The 21,919-nt window shown below is 60.6% G+C and carries 18 protein-coding genes; 11 read left to right on the top strand and 7 right to left on the bottom strand.

Annotated features, from left to right (window positions below):
* Window positions 1-6 precede the first annotated feature (6 nt).
* The gene (gene thpD, locus msub_RS11890; protein WP_048496214.1) at window positions 7-912 is read right to left on the bottom strand and encodes an ectoine hydroxylase; all 906 of its coding nucleotides are present in this window, start codon (window positions 910-912) and stop codon (window positions 7-9) included.
* A 165-nt stretch (window positions 913-1,077) separates the two neighbouring features.
* Between thpD and msub_RS21160 the strand changes: the two genes are divergently transcribed.
* Window positions 1,078-1,263 (top strand): hypothetical protein, encoded by a 186-nt coding sequence (locus msub_RS21160; RefSeq protein ID WP_082146479.1) that lies wholly within the window; start codon window positions 1,078-1,080, stop codon window positions 1,261-1,263.
* A 6-nt stretch (window positions 1,264-1,269) separates the two neighbouring features.
* Here the strand turns inward: msub_RS21160 and msub_RS11885 are convergent, their stop codons facing one another.
* Complete coding sequence (locus msub_RS11885; protein WP_048496213.1) at window positions 1,270-2,529, bottom strand: transporter substrate-binding domain-containing protein; 1,260 nt, start codon at window positions 2,527-2,529, stop codon at window positions 1,270-1,272.
* Between the two features lie 121 nt (window positions 2,530-2,650).
* On the opposite strand from msub_RS11885, the gene msub_RS11880 reads away from it, so the two are divergent.
* The 7 genes from msub_RS11880 to msub_RS11850 all read left to right on the top strand — a co-directional run bounded on the left by msub_RS11880 (window position 2,651) and on the right by msub_RS11850 (window position 10,726).
* Window positions 2,651-3,367, top strand: coding sequence for a response regulator (locus tag msub_RS11880; RefSeq protein ID WP_048496212.1), 717 nt, complete (start codon window positions 2,651-2,653; stop codon window positions 3,365-3,367).
* A gap of 118 nt (window positions 3,368-3,485) precedes the next feature.
* Window positions 3,486-4,856 (top strand): ATP-binding protein, encoded by a 1,371-nt coding sequence (locus msub_RS11875; protein WP_227506803.1) that lies wholly within the window; start codon window positions 3,486-3,488, stop codon window positions 4,854-4,856.
* Between the two features lie 124 nt (window positions 4,857-4,980).
* Window positions 4,981-6,441, top strand: a complete 1,461-nt coding sequence (locus tag msub_RS11870) for a carbohydrate porin (protein WP_048496211.1) — start codon at window positions 4,981-4,983, stop codon at window positions 6,439-6,441.
* A gap of 35 nt (window positions 6,442-6,476) precedes the next feature.
* The gene (locus msub_RS11865) at window positions 6,477-7,736 is read left to right on the top strand and encodes an ABC transporter substrate-binding protein (RefSeq protein WP_048496210.1); all 1,260 of its coding nucleotides are present in this window, start codon (window positions 6,477-6,479) and stop codon (window positions 7,734-7,736) included.
* A gap of 64 nt (window positions 7,737-7,800) precedes the next feature.
* Entirely contained in the window at window positions 7,801-8,727 is a 927-nt protein-coding gene (locus msub_RS11860; RefSeq protein WP_048496209.1) for a carbohydrate ABC transporter permease, read from the top strand.
* Entirely contained in the window at window positions 8,720-9,589 is an 870-nt protein-coding gene (locus msub_RS11855) for a carbohydrate ABC transporter permease (RefSeq protein WP_048496208.1), read from the top strand. Before msub_RS11860 ends, msub_RS11855 begins: the two co-directional genes overlap by 8 nt.
* Window positions 9,590-9,607: 18 nt before the next feature.
* Window positions 9,608-10,726 (top strand): ABC transporter ATP-binding protein, encoded by a 1,119-nt coding sequence (locus msub_RS11850; protein ID WP_048496207.1) that lies wholly within the window; start codon window positions 9,608-9,610, stop codon window positions 10,724-10,726.
* 3 nt (window positions 10,727-10,729) lie between these two features.
* Here the strand turns inward: msub_RS11850 and msub_RS11845 are convergent, their stop codons facing one another.
* Complete coding sequence (locus tag msub_RS11845; RefSeq protein ID WP_048496206.1) at window positions 10,730-12,262, bottom strand: cryptochrome/photolyase family protein; 1,533 nt, start codon at window positions 12,260-12,262, stop codon at window positions 10,730-10,732.
* A 259-nt stretch (window positions 12,263-12,521) separates the two neighbouring features.
* Here msub_RS11845 and hemN point away from each other — a divergent pair, with 259 nt between their 5' ends.
* From hemN to msub_RS11830, 3 genes are all read left to right on the top strand, one after another.
* The gene (gene hemN / locus msub_RS11840) at window positions 12,522-13,931 is read left to right on the top strand and encodes an oxygen-independent coproporphyrinogen III oxidase (RefSeq protein WP_082146477.1); all 1,410 of its coding nucleotides are present in this window, start codon (window positions 12,522-12,524) and stop codon (window positions 13,929-13,931) included.
* Window positions 13,932-14,332: 401 nt separating this feature from the next.
* Window positions 14,333-15,328 carry a ubiquinone anaerobic biosynthesis protein UbiU gene (ubiU, locus tag msub_RS11835; protein ID WP_048496204.1) on the top strand — a complete coding sequence of 332 codons (996 nt, stop codon included), beginning with the start codon at window positions 14,333-14,335 and terminating at the stop codon, window positions 15,326-15,328.
* Window positions 15,329-15,341: 13 nt separating this feature from the next.
* Window positions 15,342-16,232 (top strand): U32 family peptidase, encoded by an 891-nt coding sequence (locus tag msub_RS11830; RefSeq protein ID WP_048496203.1) that lies wholly within the window; start codon window positions 15,342-15,344, stop codon window positions 16,230-16,232.
* A gap of 6 nt (window positions 16,233-16,238) precedes the next feature.
* On the opposite strand, the gene msub_RS11825 is transcribed toward msub_RS11830, so the two are convergent.
* The 4 genes from msub_RS11825 to msub_RS11810 all read right to left on the bottom strand — a co-directional run bounded on the left by msub_RS11825 (window position 16,239) and on the right by msub_RS11810 (window position 21,860).
* Window positions 16,239-16,709: a cytochrome c gene (locus msub_RS11825; protein ID WP_048496202.1), complete on the bottom strand. Its 471-nt coding sequence runs from the start codon at window positions 16,707-16,709 to the stop codon at window positions 16,239-16,241.
* Window positions 16,710-16,817: 108 nt separating this feature from the next.
* A complete protein-coding gene (locus msub_RS11820; RefSeq protein WP_048496201.1) occupies window positions 16,818-19,913 on the bottom strand; it encodes an efflux RND transporter permease subunit in 3,096 nt (1,031 codons plus the stop codon).
* Window positions 19,910-21,238, bottom strand: coding sequence for an efflux RND transporter periplasmic adaptor subunit (locus tag msub_RS11815; RefSeq protein WP_048496200.1), 1,329 nt, complete (start codon window positions 21,236-21,238; stop codon window positions 19,910-19,912). Before msub_RS11815 ends, msub_RS11820 begins: the two co-directional genes overlap by 4 nt.
* The gene (locus msub_RS11810; protein ID WP_048496199.1) at window positions 21,222-21,860 is read right to left on the bottom strand and encodes a TetR/AcrR family transcriptional regulator; all 639 of its coding nucleotides are present in this window, start codon (window positions 21,858-21,860) and stop codon (window positions 21,222-21,224) included. The genes msub_RS11815 and msub_RS11810 overlap by 17 nt, the downstream gene beginning before the upstream one ends.
* Window positions 21,861-21,919 lie beyond the last annotated feature (59 nt).

The following is a 21,919-nucleotide window of genomic DNA, read 5'->3' as shown; positions in this document are numbered from 1 at the left end:
TCCGGTTCAGACCGGTTTGAGCGGATCCCAGCTCTTGCGGTTGGCCAGGAATTCCGGCCTTGGTTTATTGCCGCAGAACGGTTCCGTCAGGGTGTTGTGCACGCTGTTGTAGACAAAGAACAGGTTGCTTCGCGGCCAGCAGGACATGTTGGCGTTGGAGCCGTGCAGCGTATTGCACTCGAAAATGATCAGCGAGCCGGCAGGGCCTTTCGGCGCTTCGATCGAGTTTTCATTCATCATTCTGGTCAGACTCGCCCCGTCGGGTACCCCCAGATCCTGCATTTTCAGGGATTCCTTGTAGTTGTCTTCCGGTGTCCGGCCAACACAGGGAATAAAGTATTTGTGGGAGCCGGGGATGAGCATCAGCGGGCCATTAAATTCGTTGTTGTCGGTCATCACGATGGAACAGCTCAGGCAGCGCATGCGTGGCATGCCGTCCTCACTGTGCCAGGTCTCGAAATCCGAGTGCCAGTTGAAGCCCTTGCCCTTGAACCCGGGCTTGTAGTTGATCCGGGACTGATGGATATAAACATCGCTGTCGAGCAGCTGCTTGACAATCTTCAGCAGCTGCGGGTCCCGGGTAAGCCGGTCAAAACGTTTGGAGATTTCGTGGATTCCGAAGATGGACCGGATTTCTTCCTTTCCGGGCTCCAGAATGGTGCCCTCGGAGAGCTTGAGGTCTTCATCTTCCTCGTACTCCTGAAGCTCCTCGATGAATTTCTCCATCTCTGCTTTATCGAAAAAAGAGTCGAAAAACAGAAAACCACGTTCATCAAATTCCCGGACCTGGTCTTCCGATAATGGACCCTCTCCCAGCCTCTCTTCGGGGGTATGGACTACCGGGTCGAGCCGCTCGAACATGCTCAGTTTGCGTTCAAGGCGGGTTGGGAAAAGGTCTTGGTGACGTGCCATGACTTACCTCCTGTGTTGTTGATACTCCTTTGACCGTAGCTACAGAGAGAGCTATTTCAACCCCGAAAGGGGTGGGTTCGGCCTTGAAACATCGGGGAAAGAGGCCAGAGTTATAGTAATAGGGGTAATTACTATGCCTTATTACATGCCGATGGAGGGATCTCAATGGCACAGCACCAGGCAAAGAAAACGCGCAGAAGTTCGAACGCCCGAGCGCAGAACCGCCCGCGCAAGGTCTATCTCGTTGATGGTGCCCGAAGCCCCTTTCTCAAGGCCAGGGGCCGTCCCGGGCCTTTCTCTCCAGTGGACTTCGCCGTCCAGGCCAGCAGCCATGGCGACCGGTTTCGCTAGCCTCGTTCAGGGCTGGCCCGAGTCGGCCTTTTTCAGCACCGATTCGATATTCAGCCCCATGGCGACCACGCCCACGACTTCCGAGCCGTCCCAGGAGACAACCGGATGGCTCACGGTGATCTGGAACCGGCCCGTTGAAGCGTCGTAGTGAATGGGTGATACATACGCCACCCGACCCTCGATCTGTTCGCTGTATAGTGGCGGCATTGCGTTCTGGAACTTGGCTTCATCGCCCTGCCAGTAATCGGTTGACAGGCTGGTGAGAGCTGCCAGGGTACCGGCCTCATTGATCAGCAGTATTTCGGTGATCATGCCGTTTTGCGCAACTCGCCAGTCTCCCAGAGCCCGGGAACCGGGCAGCCCCAGAATCTGCTCGGCCATGGGTGATGCGATCCCGGGGGCCAGGGCCCGCCATTTGGCATCGATGGTCAGCACATTGGTGACGTTCGCCACATGCGGGCCTTCCTTGATTGCCTCGCGCAGGTCCAGGGTCTGGTTCAGCCCTTGCATCAGCGCCGAGGCTATTTTCTGAACTTTCCTTGTTTCCTCCTCGGACAGTTTCAGGCGGGCCGCCATGCAGTCCGGCAGAGCCCGGTTGAAGTCAGTCAGAAAGTCCGGGTGCTTTGCGGTAAAGTTTGCGCTGAGATAAAGGTGGAGCGGCGCGTAGCGAACGAAGTCGGCCTGCAGCTCGGCCTGGCTTTCAGGGGCCCTCTGTTGCAGGCTGGCCATGACCCGCTCGTCCATCAGGGCGGTATCAATGCGGCCACGTCGCAGCAGGGCCAGCAACTGTTCAGGAGAGGCGACACTCAGGTACACCGGGTAGCCATTGGCCAGAAGCCAGGCTTCTTCATTGCTGCCGGACACCACGCCAATCCGTGATGGCTCCGGGTTTGGCTCCTGCTTACGGGAGAAGAAATACCATTTCTCCAGAGCCAGCGGATCACTGTGATCCGCCACGGCGTCCAGTTCCGGCGATGGGTCGATGGCAAAGTAACCGTCGATCAGGTTCCGTCGTAGCGAGTGCAGGCCCCGGTTGGGCGGTGCAAGCCGGATACGGGTGGACCAGCCAATCTGGCCGGCGGCGCAGTCGACGGTCTCCACGGTTTCGCCGGCTACGTGGTCCAGCGCGTTATGGCTGGGCCCGGTAACCTGATAAGGCGGCGCCGGAAAGGTGTAAAGATCAAGTTGTGGGGTGGGTGTCTGAGCGCTTGCAGAGGACAGCACAAGCAGGCCCGCCAGACCCACGCCCCGTGGCCGGAAATGCATGGTGACCCTGGCATCCTTGTTAAGTTGGACAGTTCCATGAGAGTAACAGGCCACAGGGCCTTTTACCTCCCAACTTTAGGACATATTCTAGTAATGACAAACAACAACAAAATGGACTCCCATGACAGATGCAAAATCCTCCCTGCTGGTCGTTGACGACGACGCTGCCATCCGCGAATTGTTGCAGGAGCACCTGTCGCGGGTCGGCTATGATGTACGCACTGCGGCAGAAGGCGATGCCATGCGCCGGCAGCTTGAAGCCGGCCCGGTGGATCTGATCGTGCTGGATGTCATGATGCCGGGCGACGACGGCTTTACCCTCTGCCGGGAAATCCGGGAGCACTCCCGGGTACCGATCATCATGCTCACCGCGAGTTCCGACGAAACCGACCGGGTGGTGGGGCTTGAGCTGGGGGCCGATGACTATCTGGCCAAACCCTTCAGCGCCCGGGAGCTTCAGGCCAGGGTCAAGGCCCTGCTGCGCCGGGCGCGCTTCGCGGTGGCAGGCAACCCCAGATTTGTGCTTTTTGATCGTTGGCGCCTTGATACCCTGGCCCACGAGCTCCTGAACGACACTGGCGAGCGAACGCCGCTCTCGGGGGCCGATTTCGCTCTATTACAGCTGTTTCTTGCCCACCCCAACGAGGTGCTGGACCGGGATACCATATCGGGCGTTACCCGGGGCCGGGAGTCCATGCCCCTGGACCGGGTGGTGGATGTGGCGGTCAGCCGGCTGCGCCAGCGGCTTGGGGATCAGGGGCGGGACCCGAAACTGATCAAGACCGTGCGAGGCTCGGGCTACCTTCTGGCGGCAACGGTGACTCATGCCCCCGAGTGATTCCGGAAAGCTCCGGCCCGCATCCCGCCCTGGCTTTCCTTCGAGGCGCTGGTTTGCCTCCATCCGCTGGTTCCCTTCCTCGCTCCTGGGTCGGGTACTGCTGCTGACCCTGCTGGCAATGGCCAGTGCCCAGGTCATTTCCAGTGTCGCCTGGATCGCCACCTTCAGGGCGCAACAGGTGCAGGGGCTTGTTGCTACCACCCGTAACCTGGCCCAGTCGGCAGCGGCAACGGCGCAGTTCTTCAACTCACTGCCCCAGGAATACCGGCACATTGTGCTGGACCAGCTCCGCGACATGGGTGGCACCCGGTTTTTTGTCTCGCTCAATGACAATCTGATCAAGATGACCTCATTACCTGATACCGAGCGCAAACGGCTGGTGACTGAGGTCGTGGAGTCGGAGTTGCGCAAGCGCCTTGGCAACCAGATCAATCTGCACGTCGAGTTCGTGCACCCTGATAATGTCCGCATCCTGAATACCGAGTTGCCGCTGGATGCCCTGCCGCCCTCCTGGGCCCATTATGCCCTGACGCTGGAGCCGCTGAATCCGCCGGTTCTGGTTACCCAGATCGAAGTGACGGAGAGCGAATGGCTGTACCTGGCGGCCGCGCTTCCGGCGCCCTATGTATCGCTCGAGGACGAGGGGATACCGGGGCAGCAGATCCTGTTCCTGGTGGTGATGATCGCCATTCTGTTCCCCGTACTTGCCTGGCTGATACGGCAACAGACGCGGCCCTTGCGCAAACTGGCCAAAGCCGCCCGCGACCTGCCGCTGGATGACAGCCAGCCTCCATTGGCGGAGCAGGGCAGTGCGGAAATCCTGGCGGTTACTCGCAGCTTCAATACCATGCGGCGGCGGCTGCAGAGTTACATCAGCGACCGGAATCAGATGTTCCGGGCCATTTCCCATGATCTCAAAACCCCGATTACCCGGCTGCGGTTGCGGGTGGATCTGATCGACGACGACGTGATGCGTGAGCGGCTTGAGGCGGACCTCCAGGAACTGGAGCTGCTGGCCAAAAACGCCCTGCAGTCGATGAAGGATACCGACATACACGAGAATGCCGAGCCCGTGGATGTGGAGCGCATGCTCAAAGGCATGGCGGAAGCCTATCAGGGAGAGGCCTCGGGTCGTGTCACGGTGCAGGGCCACTGCCGGCCCTACCGGGGCAAGCCGTTGGCCCTGAAGCGGTGTTTCGGCAACCTGGTGGATAACGCCGTCAAGTATGGACACAAGGCGCTGGTTCGCCTTGAAGACGGGCCGGGCCGGCTGGCCATCCATGTGCAAGACGAGGGCCCGGGGGTCTCCGAAGACCAGCTTGCACGCATCTTCGAGCCCTACTACCGGCTGGATGACAACCAGCGCCAGGGCTTTGGCCTGGGCCTGGGCATCGCCCGGAACATTGCCCAGAGCCATGGCGGCGAGCTGGAGATCAGCAATCGGCCCGAGGGTGGCCTGCACGTAACGCTCACGCTGCCCCGCCACTGAACTGCCCATGTAACACTGCCCATGTAACAACGCTGTTACATGGGGCTTTCTGTTTGATACTTAGTGTTTCGGTTTCCTGCCATAGACTCCAGAGTTGCCAATACAACAAAAACAAGGAGTCAAAATGTTCAACACTACGTATGGCACCACGTCTGTAAAAACCATCTCCAAAGGGCATCTGCTTGCCGTTGCCGTCAGCCTGGTTTCGCTGGGACTGATGGCGGGACAGGCCCAGGCCCAGGATCAAAACCAGGAAGCTCAGAGTGTTGAGGAACGTCTGGCAGCCCTTGAAGCCAGGCTGGCCGACGTTGAGCCAAAGGCCAACGGCCTGGAAGGCTTTTCCTTCAACACCTACGCCCGCTCCGGACTGCTGCTCGGCGGTGACCTGCAGAGCGTGCCGGGTGGTCCCTACCTGACGCCGGCCGGTTCGGTGGGAGGCCCGGTGGGCCGCCTTGGTAACGAGCCGGACACCTATCTAGAGGCCATCCTGAACTACAAACAGGTGGCGGAGAATGGGACTCAATCCCACTACCGCCTGATGATTGCCGATTCCACCACGTCCTCGAACGACTGGACCGCCGGTGATGGCGCCCTGAATGTGCGCCAGGCCTATGTCGAGTTCAGCAATCTGGCCAGTTTCTCTGGCATCTTCGAGGACTCGTCAATCTGGGCCGGCAAACGCTTTGACCGGGATCTCAACTTCGACATCCACTGGCTGGACAGCGATATCATCTTTCTCGGTGGCCTGGGTGCCGGGATCTACGACGTCAGGTTCAGCGACAATGTGAAATCCAACTTCTCCCTGTATGGCCGCAGTTTTATAGATTTTCCGGCGGATACCGACTTTGTGCCCTCCGGGAGCTACAGCACCGATAACCTGATCCTGACCGCCGACAACTACTTCGGCAACTGGCAGTGGACCCTCAGTGGCATGAAAGCCCAGGACAATGACCAGCGTCTGGTGAATGGCACCAATACGTCGGCCGCCGAAACCGGTATTCACACCATGCTCGCCTACCATGGCGACAGCTTCTTCGGCATGGCTGACGGCACCTTCAAGGTGGCCGTGCTGCACGGGCAGGGCCTCGGTGCCGAGACCAAGAACCTCGGCGCCGACGGCAACCTGAATGAAGACGCGAGCAGCACCCGGGTCGCCGCCTATGGCACCACCTATCTGACGGACACCTGGCGCTTTGCCCCGGCCATCATGGCGGAAACCAGCACCGACCGTTACCTCGAGGGAGACGAGTATCAGTGGCTGACCTTCAACGCCCGGCTGGCCAACGAGATTACCGCCAATTTCGAGATGCAGTATGAGGCGTCCTGGCAGACCATGGATCTCAAGACCATGGGCTACGATGGCCGCAACGCCGTCGATGGTGACTACAGCCGTTTCACCATCGCGCCGACTTTCAAACCCCAGGTGGGTGGCTTCTGGAACCGCCCGGAGATCCGGGTGTTCGCCAGCTACTCCACCTGGGACGACAAGCTTGAAAGCTACGCAGCCGGCGATCCGTTGGGTGCCGACAGTGATTTCGAGAGCGCCCAGTGGACCTTCGGTACTCAAATGGAAATCTGGTTCTGAACCTGATCAAGACAACAAAACAGGAAGGAATGACTATGAATATCCTGAAGAAAACCCTGACTGCCGCAGCCATCTCGGCTGCCCTGTTGCCGGCCACTGCTGTCCAGGCTGGTGAAGTGGAAGTGCTGCATTGGTGGACCGCCGGCGGTGAAGCCCGCGCCGCGGCCGCCCTGAAGGAAATGATGGAAGAACAGGGCCACACCTGGAAAGACTTTGCCGTGGCCGGCGGTGGCGGTGAGGCCGCCATGACCGTGCTCAAGACCCGTGCCGTTTCCGGTAATCCGCCCGCCGCTGCCCAGATCAAGGGCCTGGATATCCAGGAGTGGGCCAAGCTGGGTTTTCTCACCAGCCTGGATGATGTCGCCGAGGCCAACAACTGGGACCAGTTGATCCCGCCGGTCATTGCCGATGTCATGAAATACGAGGGTAGCTATGTGGCGGTGCCGGTCAACGTGCACCGGGTGAACTGGCTGTGGGCCAACCCGGATGTGCTGGAAAAGGCCGGCGTCAAGGTGCCCACGACGCTCGATGAATTCTACAAGGCTGCCGAAAAACTGGAGGCCGCCGGGGTAATTCCCCTGGCTCATGGTGGCCAGCCCTGGCAGGACGCCACCGTATTTGAAGCCGTGGCTCTGGCCGTTATGGGGCCGGAGGACTACGCCAGAGCCTTTGTGGAGCATGACATGGAGGTGATCAACAGCCCGATGATGGAAAAGGTGTTCTCCGAGTTTGCCAAGGTGATGAGCTACGTCGACGACAACGCTGCCGGCCGGGACTGGAATACCGCCACTGCCATGGTGATCCGGGGTGACGCGGCCATGCAGATCATGGGTGACTGGGCCAAGGGCGAGTTCACTGCCGCCGGCCTGACGCCGGGCGAGGACTACATCTGCGCGCCGGCACCGGGCACCGCCGGTGAGTTCACCTTCAACGTGGACTCCTTTGCCATGTTCAGCCTGGACGACGACGAGAACACCGAAGCGCAGAAGGACCTGGCCCGCACCATCCTGGAGCCGGAGTTCCAGACGGTGTTCAACAAGGCCAAGGGCTCCATCCCGGTGCGCACCGACATGGATATGTCGAACTTTGATGCCTGTGCCCAGGCCTCCATGGATGCTTTCAAGAGCAGTGCCAAAAATGGCGGGCTGGTGCCGAGCTTTGCTCACGGCCTGGCGACCACCAGCTATATCCAGGGCCAGATCTTTGACGTTGTCACCAACTTCGTGAACACCGACGACAAGGATCCCGCCCGGGCAACCGATCAGCTGGCAGCCGCGATCAAGGCCGCCATGTGATCCGGCGGGGGCCACTCGCCAGATTCCATGGCGAGTGGCCCCCGATCCTTTCGGGAGATATTTCATGGAACACATTCAACGCCAACCTGCCCGGATGGCCCGGTCGCACTCGCGTTTTCTCGACGCGTTGCAGCGCTGGCTGCCGAAGCTGGTTGTTGCTCCGACCTTCGTGCTGGTCGGTGTCGGTATCTACGCCTTCATGATCTGGACTGGCATCCTGTCGTTCACCAGTTCCAGCTTTCTGCCGGTGTATGAATTCATCGGTTTTGACCAGTACGCCAAGCTGATGACCAACGATCGCTGGCTCACCGCCTCGATTAACCTGGGCATCTTTGGCGGCCTGTTTATCCTGAGCTGCCTGGTGATCGGTGTGTTTCTGGCGATATTCCTGGACCAGAGAATCCGCCAGGAAGGTGCCATCCGCACCATCTACCTCTACCCCATGGCGCTGTCCATGATTGTGACCGGTACCGTGTGGAAGTGGATTCTCAACCCCAGCCTGGGATTGGAGAAGCTGATGCACGACTGGGGCTGGACCTCATTCAGTTTCGACTGGCTGGTGGAGTCCGACATGGCCATCTACACCATTGTCATGGCGGCGGTCTGGCAGGCTTCTGGATTCGTTATGGCCCTTTTCCTGGCCGGACTTCGGGGTGTGGATTCCTCCATTATCCGCGCAGCCCGAGTGGATGGCGCCAGCCTGCCGCTGATCTACGGCAAGATCATTCTGCCGTCCCTGCGACCGGTATTTTTCAGCGCGCTGATGGTACTGGCCCACATCGCCATCAAGAGTTTTGATCTGGTGATGGCCATGACCGCCGGTGGCCCGGGCTATTCCACCGACCTGCCAGCGGTATTCATGTACACCCATACCTTTACCCGGGGCCAGATGGGCCTTGGCTCCGCCAGCGCCATGCTCATGCTGGGCGCCATCCTCGCTCTGCTGGTGCCTTATCTGTATTCCGAACTGAGGGAGAAGCGCCATGACTGATGTCGTACGTACCGGCTTTCGTCCCAGTCGCGTGGCCGTTTACGGTGTATTGCTTCTGGCCGCCCTGGTGTACCTGATTCCCCTGTTCATCATGCTGGTGACCAGCTTCAAGACGCCCATGGATATCCGTACCGGTAACCTGATGTCCCTGCCCACGGACTGGACCGTCATCGGCTGGACCAAAGCCTGGTCCGAGGCCTGCACCGGTGTGGATTGTGGCGGGATCCGCGGTTACTTCTGGAACTCGTTCAAGATGACCGTGCCTGCCGTGCTGATTTCCACCCTGCTGGGCGCGTTCAATGGCTACGTGCTGTCCAAGTGGAAGTTCAAGGGCTCCAACCTGTTCTTCGGCATGCTGCTGTTCGGCTGCTTCGTGCCCTTCCAGGTGGTGCTGCTGCCCATGGCGGCGACGCTCGGCCAGCTGGGTCTGGCCAACACCACCACCGGTCTGGTGCTGGTGCACGTGATCTACGGCGTGGCCTTCACCACGCTGTTCTTCAGAAACTACTACGTGGCTATTCCGGATGCCCTGATCAAGGCGGCCCGGCTGGACGGCGCTGGCTTTTTCACCATTTTCTTCCGCATCCTGCTGCCCATGTCGACGCCGATCTTCATGGTGTCGCTGATCTGGCAGTTCACCCAGATCTGGAACGACTTCCTGTTTGGTGTGGTGTTTGCCAGTGGCGACAGCCAGCCCATCACCGTGGCGCTGAACAACCTGGTCAACACCAGTACCGGGGTAAAGGAATACAACGTGGATATGGCCGCGGCCATGATTGCTGCGCTGCCCACACTGGTGGTCTACATCGTCGCCGGCAAATATTTCATCCGGGGGCTGACCGCCGGATCTGTCAAAGGTTGATCTGAGAGGATAACAACAATGTCTCAATTGGAACTGCGGAGCATCCGCAAAACCTATCCGGGCGTGGCCGAGGAGACCCTCAAGGGTATCGACATCGACATCGCGTCCGGGGAATTCATCATTCTTGTCGGCCCTTCCGGCTGCGGCAAATCCACCCTGATGAACACTATTGCCGGCCTGGAAACCATTACCGACGGCTCGATTGTCCTTGACGGCAAGGACATCTCCAACATGGAGCCGAAAGACCGGGACATCGCCATGGTGTTCCAGTCCTACGCCCTGTACCCCACGATGACCGTGCGGGAGAACATCGCGTTTGGCCTCAAGATCCGGCGGCGGCCGAAAGCCGAGATTGATCAGGAGGTGGAGCGGGTGGCTGATCTGCTACAGATCTCCGGCCTGCTGAACAAGAAGCCGGCAAACCTCTCCGGCGGACAACAGCAGCGGGTCGCCATGGGCCGCGCCCTGGCCCGCCGGCCGAGCATCTACCTGTTCGATGAGCCACTGTCCAACCTGGATGCCAAGCTGCGGGTGGAAATGCGCACCGAGATCAAGAAGCTGCATCAGCGCCTGAAAACCACTATCGTGTACGTGACCCACGACCAGATCGAGGCCATGACCCTGGCGGACCGGATTGCCGTGCTCAAGGATGGCGAGCTGCAGCAGCTGGGTACACCGAAAGAGGTGTACAACACACCGGCCAACCTGTTCGTGGCCGGCTTCATGGGCTCGCCGGCCATGAGCTTTGTGCCGGTCACCGTGGAGCAGGGCGGACAGGGATTGTACGCGCAGGTGCAGGGCAACAACGGTAGCGAACTTGAATTGCCGTTACCGGACTACCTGTCCGACCGTGTCGGCCGCCAGGTGATCCTCGGCATTCGCCCGGAACACATCACCCAGCCCCGGGACCAGAAGAACGATCAGACCCTGGTCACCAAGGGCGAGTTCACCATCGAGGTGACCGAGCCCACGGGCCCGGATGTGATCGCGCTGATCCAGCTCAACGACACCAACGTGCATTGCCGGATTGATCCGGAGCACCCGGTGACCTGGGGCGAGACCGCCGAGCTGATGTTCGATATGAAAAAAGTGGTGTTCTTTGATCCGGAGACGGAACAGCGGATTGCTCCCCACTGATGCTTAAAGCTGCTCCAGGTTCGCCAGCAGATGTTCGGCGCGCCGGAGCAGCGCTTCCCGCCTTTCCGGTTTCTGCTTGTCCCAGTTGCGGTACATCATACCCATGCGGGGATTGCCCGCAAATTCATGCCGGTGCCGGTCGATGAAATGCCAGTACAGGGCGTTGAACGGGCAGGCATCGTCCTCCGTGGCCTTGTTCACCTTGTAGTGGCAGTTGCTGCAATGGTCCGACTGGCGCTGGATGTACTTGCCGCTGGCGGCGTAGGGCTTTGAGCCCAGGTAGCCGCCATCGGCATGCATTACCATGCCCAGCACATTCGGCAGTTCCACCCAGTCATAGGCATCGGCGTAGACCGCCAGATACCAGTCGCAGATCTCCTCGGGTCTGATGCCGGCCAGCAAGGCGAAATTACCGGTGACCATCAGCCGCTGGATGTGATGGGCGTATGCGTTGCGCCGGGTGGCGTCAATAGCCTTGTGCATGCAGCGCATTTTTGTGTCACCGGTCCAGTAGAACCAGGGCAGGGCGCGTGTGTTGCCCAAGCGGTTTTCCTGTGCATAGGCCGGCATGTTCAGCCAGTAGATGCCTCGGACAAACTCCCGCCAGCCCAGGATCTGCCGGATAAAGCCTTCCACCGCATTGATTGGCGCCCGGCCGGCATACCAGGCCTGAGCCGCTGCCTCACACACCGCCAGTGGATCCAGCAGCCCGCAGTTGATGTAGGGCGAGAGAATGGAGTGAAAGAGCCAGTCCTCGGTATCTGATATCGCGTCCTGGTAATCGCCGAAACAGGGCAGGGCGAAGTCGATGAAGTGTTCAAGGGCCGCTTGGGCATCTTCCGCCGTCACCGCAAAATGGAAGTCGTCGGTGGTGCCGAAGTGATCGCTGAAATGCTCGTCCACCAGCTTGATCACTTCCCGGGTAGTGGCATCCGGCTCCACCTGGAACGGCGCGGGTGCCGGCGGCTTGCCGGTCCATTTCTTGCGATTGTCGGCATCGAAGTTCCACTGCCCGCCTTCCGGTTCTCCCTCCGGTGTCATCAATAATCCGGTTTTCTTGCGCATTTCCCGGTAAAAGAACTCCATTCGAAGCTGTTTGCGGCCCTTTGCCCAATCGGCGAATTCCTCTTTGCTGGCGATGAACCGGGTATCCGGCCGGATCTCCACTGGCACACCGAGACGATCATGCCACTGGCTGATTTGTTCATGCAGGCGCCACTCGCCGCATTCGGTGGTGATCACCCTGTCCGCGTTCAGCTGCCGAACCTGATCCGCCACCACCGCTTCCAGGCTCTGGTGCGGGTTGTCCGGGTGGTAGCGCTGGTAATGCACCTGCCAGCCGTCCTCCCGCAGGTGGTCGGCAAAGTGGCGCATGGCGCTGAACAGCAGCACCAGTTTTTTCTTGTGGTGGTTGGTATAACTGGCCTCGTCGTGCACTTCTGCCATGACAACCAGATCTTCGTTGCGATCGGCTCCATCGAGGGCGCTGAGGTTGGGGGAGAGCTGATCGCCCAGGATGAGAATGAGGTTGGCCATGAACGGACTCCGGCAGTTGCGGGTTACACCAAAGAGGTAGCCAGAATACGCCAAGGGCGCAAGGGTGGTTCAGCGCGGGGGATGCTAGACTTGAAGTCATGATCAGCTGACCCGCATCAAACCCTTCGGGGCTGGAGTCAGAGATAATGCCGTTGAAAAAGGGGTCAGAAGAAGGCTTTCTTCTGACCCCGGAGTAAACTTGGGGTCTGATGAACGCCTTCATCTGACCCCGACTTCACCGACCAAACCCGAGTTACTTATGGCCTCCAACACCGCCACCAAAAACGACCTCCCCGCCTTCATCTGGGACGACGCCCTGATCCGGCGTTACGACCTCAGCGGACCCCGCTACACCTCCTACCCGACGGCGGTGGAATTCACCCCGAACTACCGGGTCGAGGACATGGTCAAGGCGGCCGGGCGCAGCAAGGCCGCGGGTGGCCCGATCTCGCTATACACCCACCTGCCGTTTTGCGCGCACCTGTGCTACTACTGCGCCTGCAACAAAGTGATCACCAAGAAGCGTGACAAGGCCATGCCTTACGTGGAGCGGGTGCTCAAGGAAGCGGCGATCCAGTCGAAGCTGTTCGGCGCCGATCGCCCGGTCCAGCAACTGCACTGGGGCGGTGGCACGCCCACCTTCCTGCCAAAGGATGTAATGCAGCACCTGATGGCAGGGTACGGCGAACTGTTCAACCTGCAGACCGGCGACGACCGGGACTACAGTGTGGAGATCGATCCCCGGGAAGTGGACCAGGACACCCTGCCGACCCTCTGGGACCTGGGCTTCAACCGTATCAGCCTGGGCGTTCAGGACGTGAACCCCGAGGTGCAGAAAGCGGTCAACCGCATCCAGCCCCGGGACATGACCGAGGCGGTACTGAATGAAGCTCGGAAGATCGGTTTCCGATCCATCAACCTGGACCTGATCTACGGCCTGCCGTACCAGACCCCGGAGAGCTTCGCCGAGACCCTGGAAGCGGTGATCGAGATGTCCCCTGACCGTCTCTCGGTGTTCAGCTATGCGCACCTGCCGGACCGGTTCTATCCCCAGACCCGGATCCAGGCCGAGACACTGCCGAGCCCGCAGCAGAAGCTCACCATTTTGCACAACACCATCAACCGCCTGCTGGAGGCCGGTTACGAGTATATCGGCATGGACCACTTTGCCAAGCCGGACGACAGCCTGGCCGTGGCCCAGCGGGAAGGCCGCCTGCACCGGAATTTCCAGGGCTACACCACCCACTCGGACTGCGACCTGGTATCACTCGGTGTCTCCGCCATCGGACAGACCGACGATGCCTACTTCCAGAACAACCATGATCTGCCGGCCTGGGAAGCGGCCATCGACGCCGGTCAGCTGGCCACGGTCCGTGGCGTGAGCCTGAGCCGCGACGACCGCATCCGCCGCTGGGTCATCGGCCAGCTGATCTGCCAGTTCCGCCTGGATCGCCAGCAGTTCGCCGACGCCTGGGGTGAGGATTTCGACCGCTATTTCGCCGACGAGCTCAACCGCCTGCACCCGATGATCAAGGACGAACTGGTGGCCGACGAGGGCCAGGTGCTGCAGGTCCAGCCTGCCGGCCGGTTGTTGATTCGGGCCATCTGCCAGATCTTCGACTTGTATCGGAAGGAAGGGGCCAGCCAGCGGTTTTCGCGGATTATCTGAGCGCCGGGGCAGATTCCAAGACGGGGTCAGAAGAAGGCTTTCTTCTGACCCCATTTTCACACCCGAGTTAGCGCCAATTCCCAAAGCCAGGTTCAAGAAAGCTTTCTTCTGACCCCATTTTCACCCTCGAGTCAGCGCCAAACTCCGAGCCAGACGCCAAGACGGGGTCAGATGAAAGCCTTCATCTGACCCCTTTCCACTCCCCCCCCCAGGGGTCTGAAGAAAGCCTTCTTCTGACCCCGAGTTAGCGCCAAACTCCGAGCCAGGTTCCAAGACGGGGTCAGATGAAAGCTTTCATCTGATCCCAACTTCACTCCCCACGCCACTCCGCTGACAAAGGTCAAGGCACCCCGGCCCCCCAGCCGATACCCTCTAACTACCCAATTCCAGCGGAGAAACCCATGGAACTCGTGTGCCCGGCCGGCAGTCTGCCGGCCCTGAAAACCGCCGTGGATAATGGTGCCGACGCGGTCTATATCGGCTTCCGCGACAGCACCAACGCCCGCCAGTTCGCGGGCCTGAACTTCAACGACAAACGCGCCGCCGAGGGCATCGATTACGCTCACTCCAGAGGCCGCCGCGTGTTCTGCGCCATCAACACCTACCCGCAACCGGATGGCTGGGAACAGTGGAAGGCTGCGGTCGACCGCGCCGCGGGCCTGGGGGTGGATGCCATCATTCTCGCCGACATGGGCCTGCTCGATTATGCCGCGAATCGTTATCCGGACATCCCCCGGCATCTGTCGGTACAGGGCTCGGCCACCAGCTATGAGGCCCTGTCCTTCTACAAGGACAACTTCGACATCCGCCGGGCAGTGTTGCCCCGGGTGCTGTCCCTGGACCAGGTGCGTGGCGTGGCCAAACACAGCCCGGTGGAGCTGGAGGTGTTCGCCTTCGGCAGCCTGTGCATCATGGCCGAAGGGCGCTGCTACCTGTCCTCCTATCTGACGGATGAATCTCCCAACACCCGCGGTGCCTGTTCACCCGCCAAGGCCGTGCGCTGGCAGGAAACGCCCCAGGGTCTGGAGTCGCGCCTGAACGACGTGCTGATCGACCGTTACGGCCAGGGTGAATCCGCCGGCTACCCGACCCTGTGCAAGGGCCGGTTCGAGGTGGAAGGCAGCGTCTATCACGCCATTGAGGAGCCGGTCAGCCTGAACACGCTGGACCTGCTGCCGGAGCTGCAGGAGCTGGGCATCAGCGCCGTCAAAATCGAAGGCCGCCAGCGCAGCCCGGCCTACATTGCCGATGTGGCTCGCACCTGGCGCCAGGCGCTGGACAACCTGGATAGAACTCCGGGCATGTTCACCGTGGAGAATGACTGGCGCAACACCCTGTCCGGGCTTTCCGAAGGCGGCCTGACCACCCTGGGCGCCTATCACCGCAAGTGGAAATAAGGTTCTGCCAATCATGATGAAACTTTCTCTCGGACCCATCCTGTGGTTCTGGTCCAAGCAGACCGTGTTCGATTTCTACGCCAAGGCGGCCGAATGGCCGGTGGATACTATCTACCTGGGTGAGGCGGTCTGTTCCCGGCGCCGTGAACTGAAACCGGATGACTGGTTTGACCTGGCCAGGGACCTGAAAGCCTGCGGCAAGGAGGTGGTGATTTCCACCCAAACCCTGATCGAGTCGGAAGCCGACCTTCGTCGCCTGCGCCGGATCTGCGATCAGAATGAGTTCCTGGTGGAGGCCAACGATCAGAGCGCGGTGCAGGTGGCCAGCCGCCATCAGATTCCGTTTATTACCGGCCCTTCCATGAACATCTACAACGTTGCAACCCTCAAGGTGCTGGCAAAGCAGGGACTGAAAGGCTGGAACCTGCCGGTGGAGCTGGGCAAGGACACCCTGGAGCAGCTGATCACCGGCCTGAAGCAGGAAGGCCTGGATCTGCCAGCCGAAGTGTTTTCCTGGGGCTTCCTGCCCCTGGCCTGGTCGTCCCGCTGTTTCACCGCCCGCCACTACAACCTGCCCAAGGACAATTGCGAGTTCCGTTGTCTGCAGCATCCGGACGGCATGGAGTTACGTTCCCGGGAATCCCAGGAGCTGTTCCGCCTGAACGGCATTTCCACACTCTCGGGTTCCCGCTACGACCTGATGCGTGAACTGCCGGAGATGGAGCGGATGGGCGTGAACACGGTGCGCCTGAGCCCGGAACATCAGGGCATGGAGGAAGTGGTAAAACGCTTTGATCAGGTACGCCGGGGGGAAGTGCCGGCCACCGACCCGCTGCAGCTGGTGGAGGCACCACCGTGCAACGGGTACTGGTATGGCAAGCCGGGGATGGATCTGATCGGCTGAGACCGATCAGTCCCGAACAGGTTTGACGCCGGGAAAACGGTCAGACACATACGTGCTGTGGCACTGGATGCAGTTGCCTGTCATTTTGCCGAACAGCTGGTGTTGCTTCGCCGTGTCGTCATTCCTGCCGGCCTCTGCCAGCGATGCCGCGAGTTGATGAAACTCCTTGTCCAGCTGGATAAAGCCTTCCGGTACCGCCGACATCAGATCTTTACGATCCTGTTCAGTAAGTGACTGCTGCAGGATAAAGCTGTCGTGAATATCCTGGGCTTGCTTTGCAACCTTGGCATGCTGGCCCATAACGATGGCCGAATGAATCTGCCCCATCGCCGTCTGAATGGACCGCATCTCTTCACGCAACAGACGATCCAGTTTCTCGGTCAGCTTGGGCGTGACCGGTTCGGCAGCCGTGGCAGCGAATGACACGGTTAGGCTCAGGAGGAGTATGCCCAGAAGCGATCCGCTCGTTTTTGTCATGATGGTGCCCCTCTATCAATGAATGGTGAGCGTCATGCAGGCTACCACTGTTGGGTAACAAGCCTGTTGAGATATGTTAATTGTCCGTCGTCTGTCGAATCCTCCCGCCTATCGGGACCTGGCGGAAGCGGACCAGCCCAGATCCTCCAGGATGACGTAGAGCGCCGGCAGTCCCAGTAGCACGATGATGGTGGAGACCAGCAAGCCAAACACCACGGAAATCACCAGTGGAATCACCGCCATGGCCTGGGTGCTGGTTTCCGCAAGCAGGGGTAACAGGCCGGCTATGGTGGTGCTGGTGGTGATCAGGATGGCCCGGAACCGGTTCCGGCTGGCGGCACCGGCAGCGTCGGCAGTGCTCATGCCCTGTTCCCGATAGGACTTTATGAACTGCACCAGCAGGATCGCGTTGTTCACCACGATGCCGGCCAGGGACGCTGCGCCGATCAGCGAGGGCATGGACAGGTTGTAGCCCATGAGCAGGTGGCCCCAGATTGCTCCCATGAACGCCAGCGGGATCGACAGCATCACGATGATCGGCTCGAGATAGCTGCGGAACTGGAAGGAGAGAATCAGGAAGATGCCCAGCAGGCCGATCAGCAGGCCCCGGGCGATGGACTGGCCGGTTTCCCGGGAGCGCGCGGTCTGGCCCTCCACCTGTATCGTGATTTCCGGCCATTGTTCGCGAAGCTCCGGAAACACGCTATTCTGCACGTCGGTGACGATGGCATCGGCATTGGTTTCCCGGCCGTTCACATCCGCCGACACCGTGACGGTGCGCAGGCCGTCAATGCGGGTCACCTGGGCCCAATGGCGTTCGTCGGTAATGTCGGCGACCTCCCGCAACGGAATCATCTGGCCGTTCTTGCCGGTGATGACCGTGTCTTCCAGAAACGCCCGGGTGGTGCGCTCGGCGCTGCTCTGGCGCACCAGAATCTCGATGTGCTGGTCGCCGATCTGAACGGTATCGACAATATCGCCCAGCAAACCGGTGCGGATCTGGCCGGCGACATCGCTGGCGGTCAGGCCCAGTGCTAGGGCGCTGTCCTTGAGTGTCAGGATGCGTTGGGGATTGCCCGGGCGCAGGTCGTCCAGCACGTTGAAGGTGCCCGTATAGCTTGCCACTGCGTTGCCCAGGTAGCGGGCCGCTTCTTTCAGTTGATCCAGGTCGCTGCTCTGCAGGCGGATTTCGATGGGAATGCCTGCCGGACCAAAGCCCGGCTCCTGAATGTTCAGCGCGACCAGGCCGGGAATGTCACCGATTTCTTCATACCAACGATCGGTCAGGGTGGCCAGATCGACGGTGCGGTTTTCTGCGGTGAGCAGGTCGGCCATCACGGTAGCCACATGGGCGCCTTTCTCGCCGGCACCGGCGTGCTGGTTGAAGCGGGTCTGAAGGTTGCGTACCAGAGCCTGGCCATCCGGTTGCTTCGGGCTGTATTCCTCGTTCAACCGGAGCATGGCTTCGGTAATGCGGTTGGTGATTTCCCGGGTCCGGTGCAGTGGAGTGCCCTGGGGCATGAGTACCCGGGCTTCCAGTACATCGCCGTCGATTTCCGGCATGGCTTCCATGCGCACGTGGCCGCCTGCCATCAGGCCGACAGAGCCGAGCAGGACAATCAGTATGCCGGCCAGTACCCCATAGCGAACGCGGATGGCTCCATCGGTCAGTTGCCCTACCTTTTCCCGGGTTGCTTCAAAGCCCCGGTCAAACCGCGCACGAAAGCGGGAAGGGGGTTTGTCCCGGCCTTTGCCCAAACCACTTTTCAGGTGGTGGGGCAAAATCCAGAAGGCTTCGATCAGGGAGGCGGCGAGGGCGGCGATCAGAACCACCGGCAGGACTTCCAGAACCGATCCCAGTTCGCCGGCCAGAAACGCCAGGGGTAAAAACACGGAGACGGTGGTCAGAAACGAGGACAACACGCCCGGCAGGATTTCCAGGGTGCCCTGGGCGGCGGCCTGAAGCGGGGTAGCGCCTTCGGTGGCATGGCGGGCAATGTTCTCGGTGATCACCACCGAATCATCCATCACAATACCAATGGCCATGAGTAGCGCTACCAGGGTGATCATGTTCAGGGACAGCCCGGTCAGGGCCATCATTACGAAGGCGCCGGCAAAGGCTGACGTCAGGCCAAACAGCGCCCAGAAGGCCAGCCGGGGCCGGAAGAACAGGGCCATCACCAGCCCCACCAGCAGCAGACCGGTAATGCCGTTGCCGACCAGCATCTGCAGGCGGTCCCTGACAATAGAGGTCATGTCCTGGGTGATTTCCAAGTTGACGGTGCCATCCCGCCGGGCAGTTTCTTCGGCAATGAACGTCTGCAGCGCATCCATCACTCGAAGGGCATCATCACCCCGGTTCTTGTGGATTTCCAGGATGATTGCCCGCTGACCATTGAACTCAGCCCGTTCCTCCTCCCGTTCATAAGTTTCAGACAGGGTGGCGATATCGCCAAGGGTAAGCACGGCACCGGCCTGGCCGCCCAGCACGGGCAGGCTGGCGAGAGCTTGCAATGAGCGCCGCTCATCCACAAAGCGCAGCTGGATATACTGGCTGTCCGTTTCCAGGGTGCCCAGAGGCATGTCGACGTTCTGGTTGCCGATGGCCCGGGCAATATCCCGCACGCCCAGGCCGTACTGACGTAAACGGTCCTGGGATATCTCCACCTGCCACTGGCGCTGGGACAGACCCACCGGTACCACATCGGCAACACCGTCGATGGCAAACAGGCGGTCTTCCAGCTGCTTGGTGTAGCTTTCCAGGTGGGCAAAGCTCATGGGGCCAGTGACGGCGATGGCAGCGACCAGGTCGGTGCGGTAGAGCTCCCGGATGATCGGATCTTCGGCTTCTTCAGGCAGGTCCGTCAGGGCTTCAACCTCGGTGCGGATATCATCCAGAAACCGACCCATGTCGCCACCGGGTCCCATGCTGGCAATGGTCTGGGCCTGGTTGTCCCGGGCAGTGCAGGTAATCTCCTGCATATAGTCCACTCGTTGCAGGGCTTCACCCAGACGCTGGCAAATGGCCTCCTCCACATCGGCCGCCGTGGCACCCCGGTATTCCATGGTGATGCTGACTTCGGGGGGCAGGTAATCCGGGAAGGTCTCGCGGGTAAGGTTAGGTGCAGCAAACAGCCCCGCCGCCAGTATCAGAATCAACAGCAGGTTACCTGCCGTGGGGTGGCCGGCGAACCAGCGGATCATGGCTGGTCTCCCGGTGCCAGCAGGGTGCCGTCTATGGCGGGCACCAGATCATCCAGCACCAGCCGATCCCCTGGTGCCAGGCCTTCGCTGATCACCGCCTTGTCTCCTTGTTGCCAGGCGACCGTGACCTCCCTGCGCTGCAGGCGATTGTCTTCATCAGCAAGGTACAGCACGCCCTGGTGGACGGTGCTGGCCGGGATCACGATAACCGGCTCGGGAGTAGGGGCGGCAATCGTGGCCTGCACGAACATGTTTCGCACCAGTGGCGGACGGGCCGGCGGATTGGCATTACGATAAGGCTCTTCCACCAGAATCACGACCTGAACCGTGCGTGTCGCCGGGTCGAGACTACTGGTCACCCTGGTAAGGACTCCGGGCCAGTGTGCGTCCGGCACGTTGGTTGGCGTTACCCGGACGTCCAGATCACCCAGAGGTATTTGTTCATGAAAATTGGTGAAGTGGCTGGTTGTGCCGGTGCCGGGTCCCGGTAGGCTGCCGTCCGAAAGTTGCGACAGCACCCGGCGCAGTTCCGCCACTTCCAGCTGCACCGTTGCCTCGGCCCGGGCAATGTTGTCGGCAATGAACAGGGTGCGGCCCGGGCTGACATGCTGGCCGATGTCGATATCGGCCTGATGGACCCGCAGGTCCCACGGCGCTTCAAAACGGGTGTCTTCCAGGTCTTCCCGGGCACTGGCCAGGGCCGATTCCGTTCTGGCCTTGCGGGCCTCCAGGGTATCCCGCCTGACCAGAATCAGGTTCAGCTGGTTTCTAAGGCTCTGGACCGCCTGCTCCTGCTGAAGGGTCGCCCGCTGTTGCTCGTCGTACCGGGTTTCAGACAGGGCGCCCCGCTCGGCCAGGGTTCTTGCCCGGTCCAGTTCCCGCCTGGCCAGCGTCAGCCGACGCTCTTCCAGCTTCAGCAACTCACCGGTATTGCGCTCTTCCTGCTCCAGCTGTCGCAATTCGCCTTCAATGCCGGCCAGGTCCGCTCTGGCGGAGGCCTCGGCCAGTTCATAACGGGTGGGGTCGATCTGTAGAAGCCGGGTACCCGCGGCGATCAGGTTGCCGCTCTCCAGCTCCGGGTGTTTCCAGACAACCCGCCCGCCAACGTTGGCGACGGCATTCCAGCTTTGGGCTGGCAGCACCTGGCCATAGCCCCGGGCTTCGGTACGAAATTCCCGGGGCGTGATTGTCATTGTCCGCACCGGAGTGGCGGCTGCCTGCGCCTCTGCCCGTTCCGGCGGCTGTTTTAGCTTGACCATCACCACCACAAAGGCGATGCCGGCGATCAGTGCCAGAGCCAGCGTGAGTTTATTTTGCCGGGTCATCGGGCTTCTCCTGAAAGCTGGCGCTGTACAGTTTGAAAATTCGGGGTGCCGCCTGCTCAAGGGTATGCATATCGCCGCTGACCATGGCCTGAACTACCAGCCCCTGGATGGCACCGAGGTACAGTACCGACGCAGCCTCGGTATCGATACCGGGGGCGATACGCCCCTGCTGGATGCCAAACTCCAGTAACCCGGTCACCTTCTTGCGGTAGCGGGCGAGAGTCTGGCGAATGATGGCTTTCGCCGGACCGTTGCCGGGCTTCTGCAACTCTCCCAGCATCAGGCGCGGAATACCCGGGTGCCGGGCGATAAAGCCCACATGGGCCAGGAACATGGCTTCGAGTGCCTGGTCTGCCAGCTGATGCCGGTCGGCGGCGCTGAAGACCTGCTGGGTGAGCTGCGCCGACACCCAGCCGGCCACCGATTCCCACAGCCGGCTCTTGTTGGGGAAATGCTTGAACAGGGCTCCTTGCGACAAGCCCACTTTATTGGCAATCCGAGCGGTAGTGAGGGTGGCAGGATCCTGCTCGGCACAAAGCTCGACGACCGCCTCGATGGTGGCGGTTTGGCGGTGCTCGGTGCTGTGGTAAGCCCGTTTGGTGGTTTCAGAATTCTCAGACATGGCATTTAAGAAGAAAGTAATTGATTGCTTTATTCTGGCTGTCGATTCCTGAATTTGCA

Source organism: Marinobacter subterrani, from assembly GCF_001045555.1.
Taxonomy (GTDB): domain Bacteria; phylum Pseudomonadota; class Gammaproteobacteria; order Pseudomonadales; family Oleiphilaceae; genus Marinobacter; species Marinobacter subterrani.
The sequence above is the reverse complement of the archived record's forward strand: the minus strand, read 5'-3'. Positions and strand labels throughout refer to the sequence as shown.

Bases quoted from the DNA above. Each gene is read 5' to 3' on its own strand.
- msub_RS11820 (WP_048496201.1), bottom strand. From the start codon at position 19,913: ATGATCCGCTGGTTCGCCGGCCACCCCACGGCAGGTAACCTGCTGTTG.
- thpD (WP_048496214.1), bottom strand. From the start codon at position 912: ATGGCACGTCACCAAGACCTTTTCCCAACCCGCCTTGAACGCAAACTG.
- msub_RS21160 (WP_082146479.1), top strand. From the start codon at position 1,078: ATGGCACAGCACCAGGCAAAGAAAACGCGCAGAAGTTCGAACGCCCGA.
- msub_RS11830 (WP_048496203.1), top strand. From the start codon at position 15,342: ATGATGAAACTTTCTCTCGGACCCATCCTGTGGTTCTGGTCCAAGCAG.
- msub_RS11850 (WP_048496207.1), top strand. From the start codon at position 9,608: ATGTCTCAATTGGAACTGCGGAGCATCCGCAAAACCTATCCGGGCGTG.
- msub_RS11885 (WP_048496213.1), bottom strand. From the start codon at position 2,529: ATGCATTTCCGGCCACGGGGCGTGGGTCTGGCGGGCCTGCTTGTGCTG.
- msub_RS11865 (WP_048496210.1), top strand. From the start codon at position 6,477: ATGAATATCCTGAAGAAAACCCTGACTGCCGCAGCCATCTCGGCTGCC.
- msub_RS11825 (WP_048496202.1), bottom strand. From the start codon at position 16,709: ATGACAAAAACGAGCGGATCGCTTCTGGGCATACTCCTCCTGAGCCTA.
- msub_RS11855 (WP_048496208.1), top strand. From the start codon at position 8,720: ATGACTGATGTCGTACGTACCGGCTTTCGTCCCAGTCGCGTGGCCGTT.
- msub_RS11860 (WP_048496209.1), top strand. From the start codon at position 7,801: ATGGAACACATTCAACGCCAACCTGCCCGGATGGCCCGGTCGCACTCG.
- msub_RS11845 (WP_048496206.1), bottom strand. From the start codon at position 12,262: ATGGCCAACCTCATTCTCATCCTGGGCGATCAGCTCTCCCCCAACCTC.
- hemN (WP_082146477.1), top strand. From the start codon at position 12,522: ATGGCCTCCAACACCGCCACCAAAAACGACCTCCCCGCCTTCATCTGG.
- msub_RS11815 (WP_048496200.1), bottom strand. From the start codon at position 21,238: ATGACCCGGCAAAATAAACTCACGCTGGCTCTGGCACTGATCGCCGGC.
- msub_RS11875 (WP_227506803.1), top strand. From the start codon at position 3,486: ATGGCCAGTGCCCAGGTCATTTCCAGTGTCGCCTGGATCGCCACCTTC.
- msub_RS11880 (WP_048496212.1), top strand. From the start codon at position 2,651: ATGACAGATGCAAAATCCTCCCTGCTGGTCGTTGACGACGACGCTGCC.
- ubiU (WP_048496204.1), top strand. From the start codon at position 14,333: ATGGAACTCGTGTGCCCGGCCGGCAGTCTGCCGGCCCTGAAAACCGCC.
- msub_RS11870 (WP_048496211.1), top strand. From the start codon at position 4,981: ATGTTCAACACTACGTATGGCACCACGTCTGTAAAAACCATCTCCAAA.
- msub_RS11810 (WP_048496199.1), bottom strand. From the start codon at position 21,860: ATGTCTGAGAATTCTGAAACCACCAAACGGGCTTACCACAGCACCGAG.